The sequence below is a fragment of the Psychrobacter sp. M4 genome, assembly GCF_055699795.1.
Genome location: NZ_CM146740.1, coordinates 779,703 through 794,820 on the forward strand (window position 1 = coordinate 779,703; position 15,118 = coordinate 794,820).

A 15,118-nucleotide genomic window follows, 5' to 3' on the forward strand; every position below is an offset into this window, starting at 1 on the left:
TTATCATGGCATGGACACAAAATAACCGTCATCTGCAACTGAACAGCGCCCATCCTGACCTTGCTACTAGCCTTATTCAAAAAGCCGACGTGGTTGAGAGCCTGCTTGGTCTACCACTACCGGACAGCGTTTGGGATACACATGACCTTATGCCAGACCCTAGCCGTTATCCTGCCGCCTACCATCATGACCAGCGTAACCTATCCTACCAAGAGCGCCAGCGAGAGCTGTACTGCGGCTACCGGATGCAGATTACTTTGCTACATTCTCAAGCAGGTCTCAACATTGAGGAGTGGCTTGGGCAGAACCTTGCCATTCACTGGAATACTGGTGATCCGTTACTACCTAACCAAATAAGGCATGGCATCATCACTGAAGTCACATCCTTGGGCAGCAATCAAGGCCTGGCCGCCTACCAAGTCATCTGTGAGTCCGCCCTTTATCAGCTGCGTCTTAGCAGCCACAACCGCCGTCATCATAATCTAACTCTTAGCGAGCTGATTAGTCAAATCATTAGCCCTTATGGCATAGATGTAGAGATAGACGAGCGTTTAAGTGATGACAGCGACTACCACATTCAGCACAGCGTACAATATAACCAAACCGATCTGGCTTACTTAACCCATTACTTAGCTCTCTTTAGCGTTACCGGTTACTTTCGGCACGACACAGACAAGCATACCTTAGTTTTATTGCCTCACGATGGTGAAGCACTGCGACGAGATAGTAGCGATATTCATAGCATCTTAAGCCAAAACCCCGCTAGCCTTGCCGATAGACAAGATCGTATTACCGCCATCTATCCGCGCGTTGCCAATCACACCCAGCAAAGCGAGTTCAATCGCTATGACAATCGTTTGGTGGGACTATACAGTGGTAGTAGCCATAGCGAGCGAACGATTGACTCAAATAGCCCTAGCACGCACAAGCGCTTTTTGCATAGTCAGACCTATTTCAACGATCATGGACTGGATAAACTTGCTAGCCGCTATCAGAAAGGTGAAGAACAGAACGCTAATTTAGGTAGTCTCATGGGTAACATCCGTCATCTAAACCTACCCAGCGCCCACTACATCAATGGCAATCCTTATGTCACCGAGCCATTAAGTCTTATCTCCATCCATCATCAGATCAACAATCATATCCCAGCCAACTGGCTTGGCAATGCGCCCTTTGATCCGATTACCTTATTAGCTAATCCCAACTATAAGCGTAGTAGTGATAATGCTGATAGCGATGACGACAATGTCCACCATATCAGCGCCTGCTACCTGCCATTCCCGCACCATCACCATATTCCGTATCAAAAAGCGCTTAGCCGCCTAGGACAACCGCATCCGAGTCTTACCGGACTTATGAGTGCTAGCGTCATTGATACGACAAGTGGTAGCGCGGTAGATACCGGCCGCAATCACCGCGCCCACATCCGCTACCACTGGCAAAGTGACAGCAGTGGAGAAGCAAGCACTGACCAAAGCGACGACAGCAGCCACTGGGTACCCATCGCCAGTCACTTAGTCGCCGATCACATGGGACACACCCATCCTTTGCGGCACGGCCAACATGTCCTCATTGACTTTATTGGCGGCGACATCACCCATCCGATCATCATCGGCAGCACCCATAACGGGCAAGGCAATGAGGATGCCCAGCACAACCGCATTGCCAGTGACACAGATTTCATTGATGCCACCAGTCCTGCTTGGTTTATGAATCAAAGCCATGCGTATCCCATCGACGGTATTAAAACCCAAAGTATTGACAGCAGCCGCACCGGAGAGGCTAACAAAGACAGCGCCACCAACGGCTATAACCAGCTGATGTTTGACGCTCATCCTGAGAGTCCACAAATCAATCTCTATAGCACCAGCTATCAGTCCAGCTTAACGCTTGGTCATCTATATCAGCACAGCGACCACACCCGCGGTCAGGCACGGGGACAAGGCATTAGTATTGAAACTCAGGCCGCCGCCAACGTACAAGGTAGCACCGGACTACATATCAGTAGCCACAATGCTAGTGGTACGTCAAACAATCATATGAGCCACGACAGCCACAATAAACTACAAACCGCCGACCAGCACCAGCAAGCCTACGCGCAATTGGTGGAAGCGCATCAACCGGTCGGTATAGAGAGCACGAATAATAAGCAAAGCAACAAAGCAAATAACCAGAAAGACGCACAAACCCCATTTGCCGAGTTTAGCCAAGACACCAATGACAGCACGCTTAGCGAATCAGGACAATGGCAACAGCCTCATGTGCTCATCGACTCTCAGCGACATCTAGCCCTGCTGACCGGACAACACAGCCAGCAGACCAGCACATCAAGTACGCATAGTCATGCAACAGATAACACCCATCATCACAGCCAAACGCAGATGAACCAATTGGTGGCAGGCGACATTCACTACTACTCAAACAAAACGCAAACTCACACCGCCGCCCATGGCGATGTAACGATACAAGCGCATCAAGATGAGATGCGTCTAGATAGCGAGCAGGTATTGCGTATTCATAGCCGCGATAGTATTGAGATCATCGCGCCTGACACGCTGACCCTAAAAGCCGCAGGGAGCGGTATTGAGATATCAGGGGGTAAGGTGACGTTTATCACGCCTAACCAAGTGGGCTATAAGGCGGGTAAGGTGAGTTGGAGGAAGGGGGGTGGGGCTTCCATAAGCAAAGTTCATCTAACACAGGCCGAGATATCAGATATCCCTTTATACACTACACAGTTCAAATTATTAGACTCAGATAAGAAGCCTCAACCAAACATAAAGTATGTAGCGTTTTTAGAAGACGGAGAAGTTATATCAGGTACTACTAATGCTAGTGGAGAAACTCAGCAATTTCAAACCGAAAATCCAGAAGAAATAGCTGTTCATTTTGCTACTGAACTATTGAGTGGTGTTGAAGTTACAAGATCGGGAGATTAAACGTGAGTGAACAAACTGTAAGCGGTACTTTTAAACTTGAATACAAGAACTCAAATGGTAGACATGACTTTGTCGACGCTCATTATAGAATAGTAGATAAAAGAGGACGAGTATTAAGAACTGGTAAAACTAATGAAGATGGAAAGACTGAATCAGCTACTATAAAGAAAGGCGAGCCAATCTATATAGAGTTGAAAGACTTATCTACGAATACGTGGGAGTCTGCAAGCCCTCGAAAGAAAATGGGTTACACACCAACTAAATCAGGACGAAGCGCTACTGTTCTGGTTTCTAACTGTTATTTCCAAGCTAAGCTAATGGCTAACAAATGGGTCAATTTTAAAAAACCATGGCGTTATGAGGTAGTATTTCAAGGTGACAATAATAAGAAAATCACATTGAAAGGCACATTAGATGAAGAAGGTAAGACTAAGATTTATGATTCACAAAAAATGCCAATGGCTAAAAACCATGAGAATACAGCAATAGCAAGATTCGAAGAATTGGTTGTAAGTAGTCAACCTAATGTTGAAGTAATATTTATTGAACCTATTACGGGCGAAAGGTTTACTGACTCCAAACGTGTTATTCCTATAGGTTCTGACAAAAAATATCGTGAATTTCAGATTCAACTAACTCCAAGCACTACGAAGGTTTATAGCGAAAAAATTACAGTTCAACTGCAAGAACAAAAGCAGCGAAGAACAATCATACTTGATATTGATATGACAGCGGGAGCAACCTATACAATAACTCGAGAAGATAATAAAAAATTCTTTGACAATAAGTTAGCGGAAACGAAAAAATCAGTTTTTAAAGACGGTACACCGCATACTATTTATATTCCTAAGAAGTACAATGGCAAACTACTACTTAAAAAAGGCAGTAAAACTATTGCAAATTTTCCACTTGCCGCTCTAGATCCAAATAAAGATAATGCACCGATAGTTTTTTGTTTAAGTAATAAGTCTACTCCCGCGCCAAAACAGAAAGTCTCAGCTAGTAATATCGACAATACAGAGATAATGATGTGGCATTTTCAGACGAAAGAAAAGTTAGCAGAGGGGTACTATGAATTTGATGAAAATAGTAAAGGCTCTACCAATGACCTAAAGAAGATTGCTAACACTATCTTTGGTTCAATAGCGTTTGATGGTGTTGTATTGCCTACAGTCGGAGAAGCACAAAATGCGTTGAGAGCTAATAACCGAGGTTTTATCTATGATGCTTTTAGAAAGCTAAAAGTCGGTAAAGATAAGCAAGATATATTAAGGTTTTATATTAAGAAGTCTAAAACTGGTGCCAACATGATCATATTCAAAGGATATTCTGGATTAAGAAGCGTTTTAACAGGGACTCGATACGGAATTGATAATATGAAGGTCGGTATGATTGCCTCAGCATCTAGCGTATATGCAGCGGCAACATCAGTAGGAATAGGTGCAGCTGCTAAAACGACGGCAGTTACAGCGGGTAAAAGTTTAGGCGGTCTTGGCTTTGGTATAGTCGCTGCTTTCGAGATAGCAGAGTGGCTGACCATGGATAAACCGTTTGAGAACTGGTCAGACTTATGGATGGGGCTCGGCAGTAGTGCCGTTAAAGCGGTTGTTGCTATCGCAGCAGGATTAGTTGTTGGAGGTATGGTGATCGCTGCTACGGCAGCAGCAGCCCCAGCTATTGCCATTATTGCAGTAGGTGCTTTTACTGCCATCACTGTTTCATTCGGTCTTGAGTGGTTAGACACAAAGTTTCAAATAACCAATAAAGCCAAAGATTACGTAAATGAACTTGGTTATTAAATTTGGAGTAGTATTTTGAAAAATATGCCTTGTCAACTGCCTGATCCAGTAGATTTTCCAGAAAAGCTTTACATGCACTTTGCTGGTAAGCTTGGTATTCCTATAATTGTAGTAATGGCGTCCTGGTTCTTAGTATTTGGTCATTACTTAAGAAATATTAGTCAGTTATGGACGATTGTTATATTAGGGTTTTTTTTCATGTACGCGATTATTCCTACTAAATGGTATATGCAAAACGTTTATCAGTTTTTTATAGGTTCTTTTATTGGTATTTTATGTACTTCACTCCTTTTTTATTATATTGGTTGGATTTTTTTTATGGAGTCAGGTATTTATTCGTCTATGAAAGTAATAGTCATAAGCGCAGTAATAGTATACTTAACTGTATTTTTAATAGAGCTATATCATTCAGGTAGTAAAATTAGTATATGTAAAGTATTAATAAAAAAATCTATTATAAAAAAAGATAATGAATATATTTTTCAAATTGGGAATTGGATTAATCATTTGAAGGAGCCTTCATTTAACGAAGGTTTAGGTTTTGCAATGAAAATAACTTTGTACCTTTCTATACCAATTATTCTAATTGGATTTTTCGGTGGCAACCCTCTAATATCTGCTAGAATTATATTGAATAATAATCAAGATGCTTTGGTAAGTCTTGTAATGAGTATTGGCTCAATTGCCTTAGGTATCATGATGATGTCTTTTGCAGTCAAAGAGCTACTTAAAATAATTGCATTAATACAAGTAGAAGATTGATATTGAAAAACATACCGTGTCAACTGCCTGATCCAGTAGAGTTTCCAGAAAAACTCTATATGCATTTCAGAGGCAAAGCAGCTATTCCATTGGTGATAATTATGGCATCGTGGTTCTTAGCATTTGCTCACTACTTAGCAGGTATTGATCAGCTTTGGACTTTAGCTATCTTAGGCTTTTGTCTTATATATGGGATTATTCCAACTAAGTGGTATATGCAGAATGTCTATCGTTTTTTTATAGGTTCTTTTATCGGAACTTTGTATATTTCACTGCTATTTTATTATATTGGTTGGATTTTCTTTTTTGAATCAGGTATTTATTCATCAAAAATATTGTTAATGATAGTTGCAATCATCGTTTACTTTATTATATTTTCTATTGAATTATATCAGTCACTTAGCAAAGTTAGTAAATGTAAAAAAATGATAAATCTATCTATTTTAAAGACTCATAATGAAGGAGTTTTTTTTCAATTGGAAGCTGAATTAATAGATTAAATAAATCTTATTCAAATGCAAGTAATAGCTTTACTACGAATTTATTTTTAACATTAATTATTCCAGTTATTTTAGTTGGGTTTATTGGTGGAAGTCCTTTGGTGTCCGCTAAAATTCTAATAAATAATGATGAAGATATATTAGTCAGTCTTATGATTTTTATTGGACTAATTGCTTTAAGTATCGCTTTAATGCCATTTGCAGTTAAAGAGCTGATTAAAATAGTTGCATTTATACAAGTAGAAGATTAATTTTGAAAAACATACCGTGTCAACTACCTGATCCTGAAAAATTTCCAGAAAAACTTTACACGCATTTTAAAGGAAAAGGGGCTGTATTTTTTATAGTATTATTGTCAGGTTTTTTAGCGTTAGCTCATTATTTAGTTGGTATCAGTCAGTTATGGATCTTAGCTATTCTATTGTGTTTTTTTTATATATGTTGCTATTCCTACTAAGTGGTATATGCAAAATACGCATCGCTTTTTTATTGGCTCCTTTATCGGTGTTATATCTACTTCATTAGTGTTTTACTATATTGGCTGGCTTTTTTTTATTGGCATAGGCATTAAAATATCTATACCAATGTTAGTACTAATCCCAATAATTATATACGTTTTTATATTTAGTATAGAGTTATATCAGTTCCGAAACAAAGCTAGTGTATATCAACAACTAATAGAAAAATCTATTGTAGATGTTAATGAAGAAAAAGCTTTTTTCTCGTTTGATATTTGGATTACGAATCTAAAAAAATCATCTGTGAATTTGGGTAGTGGTATATCTATGTATATACTTTTGATTTTAATAGTTCCAGTACTTATAATAGGATTTTTCGGTGGTAATCATTTAATCTCTGCCAGAGTCATATTAGACAGCGACCAAGATTTTTTAGCTTACATTGTCATGAGTCTTGTTTGTACTGCCTTAAGTGTTTTTCTAATAGCAACTGTAGTGAAAGAGTTGCTTAAAGTAATTGCAGTAATACGTTTAAATAAATGAACGTAAAAATATAACTTTTTAACCGCTTAACTCGAAAGAATTCCTAAAAAGTTCTATTTGCACTGCCGACCACATGGGACACACCCATCCTCTGCGGCACGGTCAACACGTCCTCATTGACTTTATCGGCGGCGCTAACATCCATCCCATCATTTTCAGCACCTTAAATGAGTCCGGACAATGGCAACAGCCTCATGTGCTGATCGACTCCCAGCGTCATCTGGCCCTGCTTGCCGGACAGCACAGCCAGCACACCAGTACCCAAAGCACGCATAGTCACGCCACAGACAACACCCATCATCACAGCCAAACCCAGATGAACCAATTAGTCGCAGGCGACATTCACTACTACTCAAACAAAACGCAAACTCACACCGCCGCCCATGGCGATGTAACGATACAAGCGCATCAAGATGAGATGCGTCTAGATAGCGAGCAGGTATTGCGTATTCATAGCCGCGATAGTATTGAGATCATCGCCCCTGACACGCTGACCCTAAAAGCCGCAGGGAGTGGTATTGAGATAGCAGGGGGTAAGGTGACGTTTATTACGCCGAAGCAAGTCGGGTATAAGGCGGGTAAGGTGAGTTGGGGTAGTGGGGGTGGTACAGGGTCTCCTGCTGTGCATCTGCCGACGGCAAAACTGCCTGAGAACTTAGATTACTATCTTCGCTATATCGTACATGACCAAGATGATAATCCACTTTCCCTTACCAAATGTATGCTAATTAAACCTGATGGTTCAACCGAGATACATACTACTGATTTTGAAGGCAAGTTAAATCTGATTGTTGATGATGAGTCTAAAGACTATGAATTGCATGTCATTGTCCATGAAGAAATTGATTTAGACGACGATAGCACAGAGGAGGCAGAGTAATTATGGTAGCTAAATATACAGGGCTTATTTTTGCAGTGCCTTCTACCGTAGATATACAAAAATTCCGCTATGACTTAGTGATTCAGTATAAATCTGGAGAAGCGACTTATCAAAGAACAACAGGGACAAAGACAAAGCGATACATTGATCAGAAGTTTAACAATCAAGGTAAAACTATCGAGCGTCAATTGCCCAAAGGTGACATTCAAAAAATTAACTATCATATCAAGGTTAACGGTCAGTTAGTCAAAAACATCTCTGCCAAGCCCAACAAAAGCAAAGGTGTGTTTCGTAAATATGAACTGAAAACAACAATTGCAGGGACTAGAAAAGACCCAAATACTATTAAAAAAGTGTTGCTCGACACCACCGAAGTGGCTTGGTATCTGGTCAAAAAGCAAGAATCTATCAAAAGTTTTTTAAATAGAATATATATCTATACGCCAACTTCCAAAGAGGAAAATATATTTCGATCTAATAATCCGCATTTGACTGGCACCCCAGTGCTTACTTTGCAACCTGGTGATGTTGTTGTGCTGTCTAATACATCGAACAGTAATAACAAAGAACTAGCTAAAATGAAGAAAGAGGCTAGAGAAGCTAAGCTCGAGTTTGACAAAGTCAAAGAAGATTATGAATTTGATGATGAATCATTCGCTTATAATGCAGATGTTTTACAAGGTATGCTTATGCAAGCAGATTATGTAGCTCTGACTAAAGATCCTATAAAAACTCTAGATAAACCATCAGGTAATATCAATCTTGCTGCTGTAGCAGCAGGTACATCTCAAGGTATTGTTACCTTTTATGAGCATAGTAATGAATTAGTTCAAAAAAACTATGCAAAGATTTACAAAGCATTGGAGTATGAAAAATCGAAAGGATCTAAATTAGCAAACCCTAAGAATTATAAGCTATTTAGAAAAAAGTATGCAAAATTGTTCAAAAATTATGATCACGCATTTTCACAAAAATTCTTTAAATTAGAAACAGGTATTCAAACTAATAATTTGAGAAGACAGATCAACAAAGATGTTTTTGCAAGATCTAAGAACTATAAAGGTGGAATACCAGCCTATACTGATAACCTTAAAAATATGGGTAAGATTAGTAGATTTACTTATCTTGGCGGTAATGTCCTTATTGGAGTAGGTGCGGCTCAAGCTTATATTAATATTGAAGATGCTCGTAAGACCGGGGATAGTGATCATATAACTAAAACAGCTATTACTGAGACTCTAAAATTTGGTGGCAATATAGGGGGAGGATACTATGGATCTGTTGCAGGAGCAGCAATTTTCGCAGTAGCTTTTGGTGTAACTACAGGTGGGTTAGGTTTTGTTGTATTAGGCGCTGGTGCAGTAATAGGCGGTACAGTTGGTGGCCTTGCAGGTGGTGAAATTGGTGATGAAATAGCTGATTTAATTAATAAGAGAATATAATGGACTGGAAGAATATTATAGAGTGGCTCGCTATTGTTACATTCATTGGAGGTATCATAATTACAATGATTTCACATCAACTAGTCATTCGTTATACACAAAAAAACTTAAAATCGTTATGTTATTACCTTTATGGGGATGAATACTTTTACGAAGGTAAGTTAAACATGTACCAAACGTTTTTTATGACCTTTATCGCAACTCCTATCTTTATTCAATATCACTTTGTATACAAAAGAAAAGGATACTTACCAATGTTTAAGGGCGGCAGCGGCACTAGTATCATACATGCTAACTTAGATGAAAAGAATGCACTTTTATTAGTTAAGAAACATTATAAGTGGCTGGTTTTAAATGTTACATCTTTAGGTCTTGGTTTATTTTGGTTAATTGGAAGTAGTTTTTTTATATGGTGGGCGAAGCGAATTGGGAGTTAGTCTACATATAATTAATGCACCAAATATATTTAAATGGCTTGCAATAAGTATAGTCATAGGCGGCATGATCAGCTGGATGATAACGTATCAATTATGCGTTATTTATTTTAGGAGACATAAGAAAGATATTGCTTATATCTTATATTCGAACAAAAAATATTATGATAAAAAAATGGACGGCTATGACATACATTTTTTTATCATTGCAATGGCAGGCATTTATATGAACTACCATCTAAAATATAAAAAATATGGTTCATTTAAAATCCCACAATTGGCTTGGTATCCTTTAATTAATGACAAGAGTGCGCTTAAGATGTACCAAAAACATAATAAGCTACTTATGGGTTCGTTTTTTACTTTTGTTCTTATGGTTTTTTGGTTTGTAGGTAGTGGTTTGTTCATTTGGCTGGCTACGCGAGTAGGGCAGTAGTATCAAAAAAACTATTCAACTGGGGTGATAATGATGTTCTAGGTACGGTTTTAAATAAAGTCTTTTCAGACACTGATCCACAAGACCTAATATTCAAGCATATTGATACCCATAACTACCGCTCTTATCTACAAGCTTCTCAAGAAATCATTGAGCTTAAAAAGCAAATTATTAGCGCTCGTCATGCTTTTGTCAAAGCCATTACTAGTGACGGCTTTAAGTTTGTTCTAAAAAATGATTTTGACATAGAGGACACTCACGACGAAGAAACCGCCAAAAGTTATGAAGCTATGATCGCCCGCTGTGTTGCGGGTATCGGCGCTGATGACAGTAATCTTGGTGTCCCGCAAAGTATTCTTGATGCCTTTGACAAGACGGCTCCTAAGAGCAATGATGCTGCCGATGAAGAGTTTAAACAATCCCTTTTGCCGCAGCTAAGTCGCGGCATCGGAATGAATGAGAACTGGCTACTTAAGGCGCTTGGTGGTCTAGATAAAGAGTTCATTGAAATACTCTATGATTTTCAGAAAAAAGATAGAGCATCGGAAGCAACAGGTTCGGGTATTGGTTATATTAGTGAAAAAATTAGTGCAACTGGGCTGAATCGAATCACGATTAAGAATGAGCGAAGTGCGCTTGCAAATAAAAATGCACTTATCAATACCATGACACAAAATCTACTTAAGCTTAGTTTTTTTGATCCAAAAGCATTTAGGAATTTGCACGTGACTTTGGAGGCGAGCATCTACGGTCATCATGGGCTAGTCGTTGTACCAAAACGCGTGACCGCTAGCATGGATACCATGGCGGCCTTCGCCAATTATACTATGGGTATTGCCGTACCGAAAACCGTTCAGGATACTATCAACGCTCGAGCCCGTAAATTAAAAGCAAGGGTCAAAAGCGCTTATGAGATTTCGTCAGGTAGTACAGTTATTCGGTCACCTAATATCGATACACCTGCTCAAGCTAGAAGCTACGTGCTTCATTACCTCGAAGAAGCGGCGCGAACTGGTACAGGTGTCAGCGCTCTTGAATCTTTAAACAATGGACAGTCTATCAATCTTGATGCCCTAAATGCCGAACAATTGGCAGCTGAAGCTAAAGAGTGGCATGGCAAAAAAATGAATGCAGGTGCTGGAGTCGTCTCTGCTTTTATAGCTTTTCTTCAATTGAAGTCCGTTATCACCAGTTTTCCTATGCTAAGCAAATTACACTATGCCGGTGATAAGCTGTTGTTAACAGAGATCCAGCTTGGCACAGTAAGTACCAGCTTAGCCCTTGTCACAGCCAGTATGGATACCACAGCAGCGGGAGCGAGCGTATTTGGTAGGGCCAGCTTTGCCAGTAAATTGGTCTATGGAGCAGGGTGGATCGGGGTAGTTGGGGCGGTATTGGAAGTCGGTAGTTTAGCTATTTATGGTTATCGTAAGTTTAATGATGGGAATAAGCTTTCTTTTGGTATGACTTTCGGTGCAGGTGTATCAATATCAGCTTCAGCCGCAGCGGGATGGATTTATGGTTATGGATTGGTAAGTTCAGCAACAGGTGGCTTAGCAGCTATTCCTGGTAGCGTACTACTAGGCATTATGTTGATTGGTCTGTCTCTAAGCTACACCTTTCAGCGCCTAGCCTATAAGTATGATGATAAGCAAAACGTACTTATTGAATATTGGCTAGACAATAGTGTCTTCGGTCATAAAGCCATGCGAACACAAGACTACTCTCTCATAAATCCGTTCCAGTCAAAGCCTGCTTTTAGCAGCTTAGCAGAGGATATTAGCGGCTTTATCACCGCTTGTTCAGGATTTTTTGCCAGAAGTGTCTTAAGTAAAAACCAAGGTAGATCGAATGGCATACTAGGAGGGGCAGCGGCTCAACTACATGGTATCAAATTCAATAGCCAAGTTGTTATGGGGCAGTTTATTGATAGTAGTGAGTTGCATATTTCAGTTGAGCTAGTCACGAAAGATGGCAAAGTATTGAGTAATATATTCAATATGTCTATGTCATCTACCAATCGCTCACCACAGTCTACTGGAAACGGTGATCACTTTGATCGTAGTCAAGTCATTGTAGAAAATAAAGATAAAAATACTGTAGTCACAATCAAAGATATCTATATAAAAGACGGTGTCTATAGCGCAGATAATATTAAAAAGGGCAGAGTCATTATTAAATATATCGCTGATACTACTCAAAATCCTGTATATCCACTATATGATTTTGCTTATATGGATAATAACAAGTATTAAGACAGTGATAACAAAATATATTTAAGTTGAGTTTATTATGATACTACCAGTACCGCAACAACTTCCTATTGGCAAGATTATTGGACACCCTTATCAAGGTGAAATTGCTAGTTTTATAGAGAAAGAATACAGCATTAATAGGTTAAGCAATATAGTTCACGAGGTAAATCCAGATTATTTGCTGTTTCATCCTTCTATTAATTCTATTCAGAATGTATCTTTATTGGCGTCTTATGGTGCAGCTTGGTTATTTGGGTAAAGTTTCTTTATTTTTTTAGTAATTTTCTTTGATATTATGTTTAGCAAGGGAATAGATTTTTTATTTTTTATAGGCATAGTTATGCAGCTATTATTACTATCAATACTTGGCTTCGCCCCTTTTTTAACCTTTAAACAATTTAAAACTAAAAAGTCTCGCTACTACAAGATTCTACTACTAAAACAAACGCAACAAATTGCTTACTATGAGCACAACAAAAAGCAAGCACCTATCTTTCATCTAATCAATTATAAAGATATTATTGCCTCTGTCAGAGGTAATGAAGGTACTAATCTTGAATCTCTTAACTTACATATTACTGACAAGCAAACAGATGAACTATTGCATTCAATTAAGTTTGATGACATGCGACTCAACCCCTACGACCAATGGGCGTTTATCCGCACTTATATGGAACGTCCAGCAGACGAGCTGCCATTGAACCCTGAATTTGCGCAAGCGTGCCCAACTGATATGAGCCAATCCTTATTCGCCTGTAGCGACATTGCTCAGGCTTCCAAAGAGTACTACCACAAAAACCCTACTCACGAGTTTCGTCTTGGTGATTGGCTACGAGCCTGTACAGTTAGCTTTTTAGACCTAGCCGAGGGCAATATCTATCAATCCAGTGCCAATCCTGCTTTGCATCCTGAGGTACAACGTCGACTCATGTGGGATGGTCAAAATAACCCATATAATATTTTACCTGTCACAGCAGAGCGTCAAGCCGCCTTTGCAAACCAAAATCAAGCGGTCAAACTGAAATGGTATTCAGGCATTGCGGTCAATGCGACGTGGTTTATTGGGTCTATATTATTTGTCATGCTGGTGGTTGCTTATAATAGTTGAGATTGAGATAACATCATACAACTACGTAACGACTTTGCCACGCATATTAGTAACTTTATGACCCCTTAAAACGACTTTATTAAAATAACAAATACCAAAAAGCCAGCTAATCTCGATCAGCTGGCGTGAATAAAAATAAGTTTTAAATAACATTAGCTAAGCTTAAGCTTGCTCACCCTCAAGCTCAACAAAAACCTGCCAATCATTAATATCTAGCTCATGGCAGTTATTACCTTCGCCATGGATACGGTCAATCACCAAAAAGTCAGAGTCACGATCAAGCGCCAGTAGCGGATGATGCCAAACGTTGGCATCGTACTGCACGCCTTGATGCGACTTGGCATAAAATACTTCTAGATCAGCAGCAGACTGCGGTGGCTCGCCTTTGGGAGCGACGACGACGACATAGTCCTGACCATTCATCGAAAAGAACGCTTGCGAGCCGAACGGGTGGTATTCCATGACCGATAGCGCAATAGGGACATCGCGCTTTTTGGCACGAAAGATACTCATGCCGACATTGCCGCCATCAAGCTCACATTCAGCGATGGCGTGATGGCGCGTGGCATAGCCATTATTAATCACATAGCTGTTATCGGCTGTTTGCTCTTGTTCATCATATGGTTCAATAACCGCGCCAAAGGGCGCGAACGCCGCTTTGGTTAAAGGTTTTGCAACTATCGTAGTACTCATAAATTCCTCTTACTTATCGTTCTGGGCGAATAAACGGCATATGTCTATTCACGTCTTTGTATAGTAAGTATCTAAAAGGGCCAGGTCCGCCAGCGTAGCAAGATTGTGGGCAAAACGCGCGCAGCCACATAAAATCCCCCGCCTCAACTTCGACCCATTCAGCGTTTAAGTGGTATACCGCTTTACCTTCTAGGACATACAAGCCATGCTCCATCACATGAGTTTCATCAAATGGAATTACGCCGCCCGGCTGGAAAGTGACGATATTGACATGCATATCGTGACGCATATCTGACTGCTCGGTAAAACGGGTGGTTTTCCAGACGCCATTGGTGTCCGGCATCTCAATAGCTTCGACCTCATGATCGCTGGTGACAAAGGCTTCGGGTACATCAATTCCGTCTACAAATTGATAAGCTTTACGGATCCAGTGGAATTTAACGTGCTTGTCGCTATTGTTTTTCAATGTCCATTGACATCCGGGTGGTAAAAAAGCATAGCCACCCGCTTCCATATGATGCGCATCCCCTTCGATAGTGATATCCATCTCACCTTCAACAACAAATAACACGCCTTCGGCTTTTGCGTCCAGCTCAGGTTTCTCAGAGCCACCATCTGGAGCGACTTCGACTATGTATTGTGAAAAGGTTTCTGCAAAACCGGTTAAAGGACGGGCGATCACCCACATGCGCATGCCTTCCCAAAACGGCAGGTAGCTAATGACAATGTCGGTTAGGACACGTTTGGGAATAATGGCATAAGCTTCGGTGAAGATAGCACGATCAGATAGGAGCTGGGTTTGCGGCGGTAAGCCGCCAGTTGGTGCGTAATAAGTACTTTTTGTTGACATGGTTAATAATCCTTAGTGG

13 protein-coding genes are annotated in these 15,118 nt (G+C 40.0%); 11 read left to right on the top strand and 2 right to left on the bottom strand.

Features of this window, described 5'->3' with window-relative positions; all coding sequences use genetic code 11:
- Positions 1-5: 5 nt before the first annotated feature.
- The 11 genes from ACR63N_RS03355 to ACR63N_RS03405 all read left to right on the top strand — a co-directional run bounded on the left by ACR63N_RS03355 (position 6) and on the right by ACR63N_RS03405 (position 13,556).
- Positions 6-2,939 (top strand): contractile injection system protein, VgrG/Pvc8 family, encoded by a 2,934-nt coding sequence (locus ACR63N_RS03355; RefSeq protein WP_472782451.1) that lies wholly within the window; start codon positions 6-8, stop codon positions 2,937-2,939.
- Between the two features lie 2 nt (positions 2,940-2,941).
- On the top strand, positions 2,942-4,738 hold the full coding sequence (locus ACR63N_RS03360) for a hypothetical protein (RefSeq protein ID WP_472782452.1): 1,797 nt from the start codon (positions 2,942-2,944) through the stop codon (positions 4,736-4,738).
- A 15-nt stretch (positions 4,739-4,753) separates the two neighbouring features.
- The gene (locus ACR63N_RS03365; protein ID WP_472782453.1) at positions 4,754-5,500 is read left to right on the top strand and encodes a hypothetical protein; all 747 of its coding nucleotides are present in this window, start codon (positions 4,754-4,756) and stop codon (positions 5,498-5,500) included.
- 2 nt (positions 5,501-5,502) lie between these two features.
- Positions 5,503-6,000, top strand: coding sequence for a hypothetical protein (locus ACR63N_RS03370; RefSeq protein ID WP_472782454.1), 498 nt, complete (start codon positions 5,503-5,505; stop codon positions 5,998-6,000).
- Positions 6,001-6,464: 464 nt separating this feature from the next.
- A complete protein-coding gene (locus ACR63N_RS03375) occupies positions 6,465-7,001 on the top strand; it encodes a hypothetical protein (RefSeq protein ID WP_472782455.1) in 537 nt (178 codons plus the stop codon).
- A gap of 73 nt (positions 7,002-7,074) precedes the next feature.
- The gene (locus ACR63N_RS03380; RefSeq protein ID WP_472782456.1) at positions 7,075-7,881 is read left to right on the top strand and encodes a DUF2345 domain-containing protein; all 807 of its coding nucleotides are present in this window, start codon (positions 7,075-7,077) and stop codon (positions 7,879-7,881) included.
- Positions 7,882-7,883: 2 nt separating this feature from the next.
- Complete coding sequence (locus ACR63N_RS03385; RefSeq protein ID WP_367106400.1) at positions 7,884-9,323, top strand: hypothetical protein; 1,440 nt, start codon at positions 7,884-7,886, stop codon at positions 9,321-9,323.
- Positions 9,323-9,760, top strand: coding sequence for a hypothetical protein (locus tag ACR63N_RS03390; RefSeq protein WP_367106401.1), 438 nt, complete (start codon positions 9,323-9,325; stop codon positions 9,758-9,760). Before ACR63N_RS03385 ends, ACR63N_RS03390 begins: the two co-directional genes overlap by 1 nt.
- 405 nt (positions 9,761-10,165) lie before the next feature.
- Positions 10,166-12,448: a hypothetical protein gene (locus ACR63N_RS03395; protein WP_367106402.1), complete on the top strand. Its 2,283-nt coding sequence runs from the start codon at positions 10,166-10,168 to the stop codon at positions 12,446-12,448.
- Between the two features lie 37 nt (positions 12,449-12,485).
- Positions 12,486-12,707, top strand: a complete 222-nt coding sequence (locus tag ACR63N_RS03400; protein ID WP_367106403.1) for a hypothetical protein — start codon at positions 12,486-12,488, stop codon at positions 12,705-12,707.
- An 81-nt stretch (positions 12,708-12,788) separates the two neighbouring features.
- A complete protein-coding gene (locus ACR63N_RS03405; protein ID WP_367106404.1) occupies positions 12,789-13,556 on the top strand; it encodes a hypothetical protein in 768 nt (255 codons plus the stop codon).
- 162 nt (positions 13,557-13,718) lie between these two features.
- On the opposite strand, the gene ACR63N_RS03410 is transcribed toward ACR63N_RS03405, so the two are convergent.
- Together ACR63N_RS03410 and ACR63N_RS03415 are read right to left on the bottom strand one after the other, a co-directional pair.
- A complete protein-coding gene (locus ACR63N_RS03410; RefSeq protein ID WP_367106405.1) occupies positions 13,719-14,249 on the bottom strand; it encodes an ureidoglycolate lyase in 531 nt (176 codons plus the stop codon).
- A 13-nt stretch (positions 14,250-14,262) separates the two neighbouring features.
- Positions 14,263-15,099, bottom strand: coding sequence for a bifunctional allantoicase/(S)-ureidoglycine aminohydrolase (locus ACR63N_RS03415; RefSeq protein WP_367105304.1), 837 nt, complete (start codon positions 15,097-15,099; stop codon positions 14,263-14,265).
- Positions 15,100-15,118 lie beyond the last annotated feature (19 nt).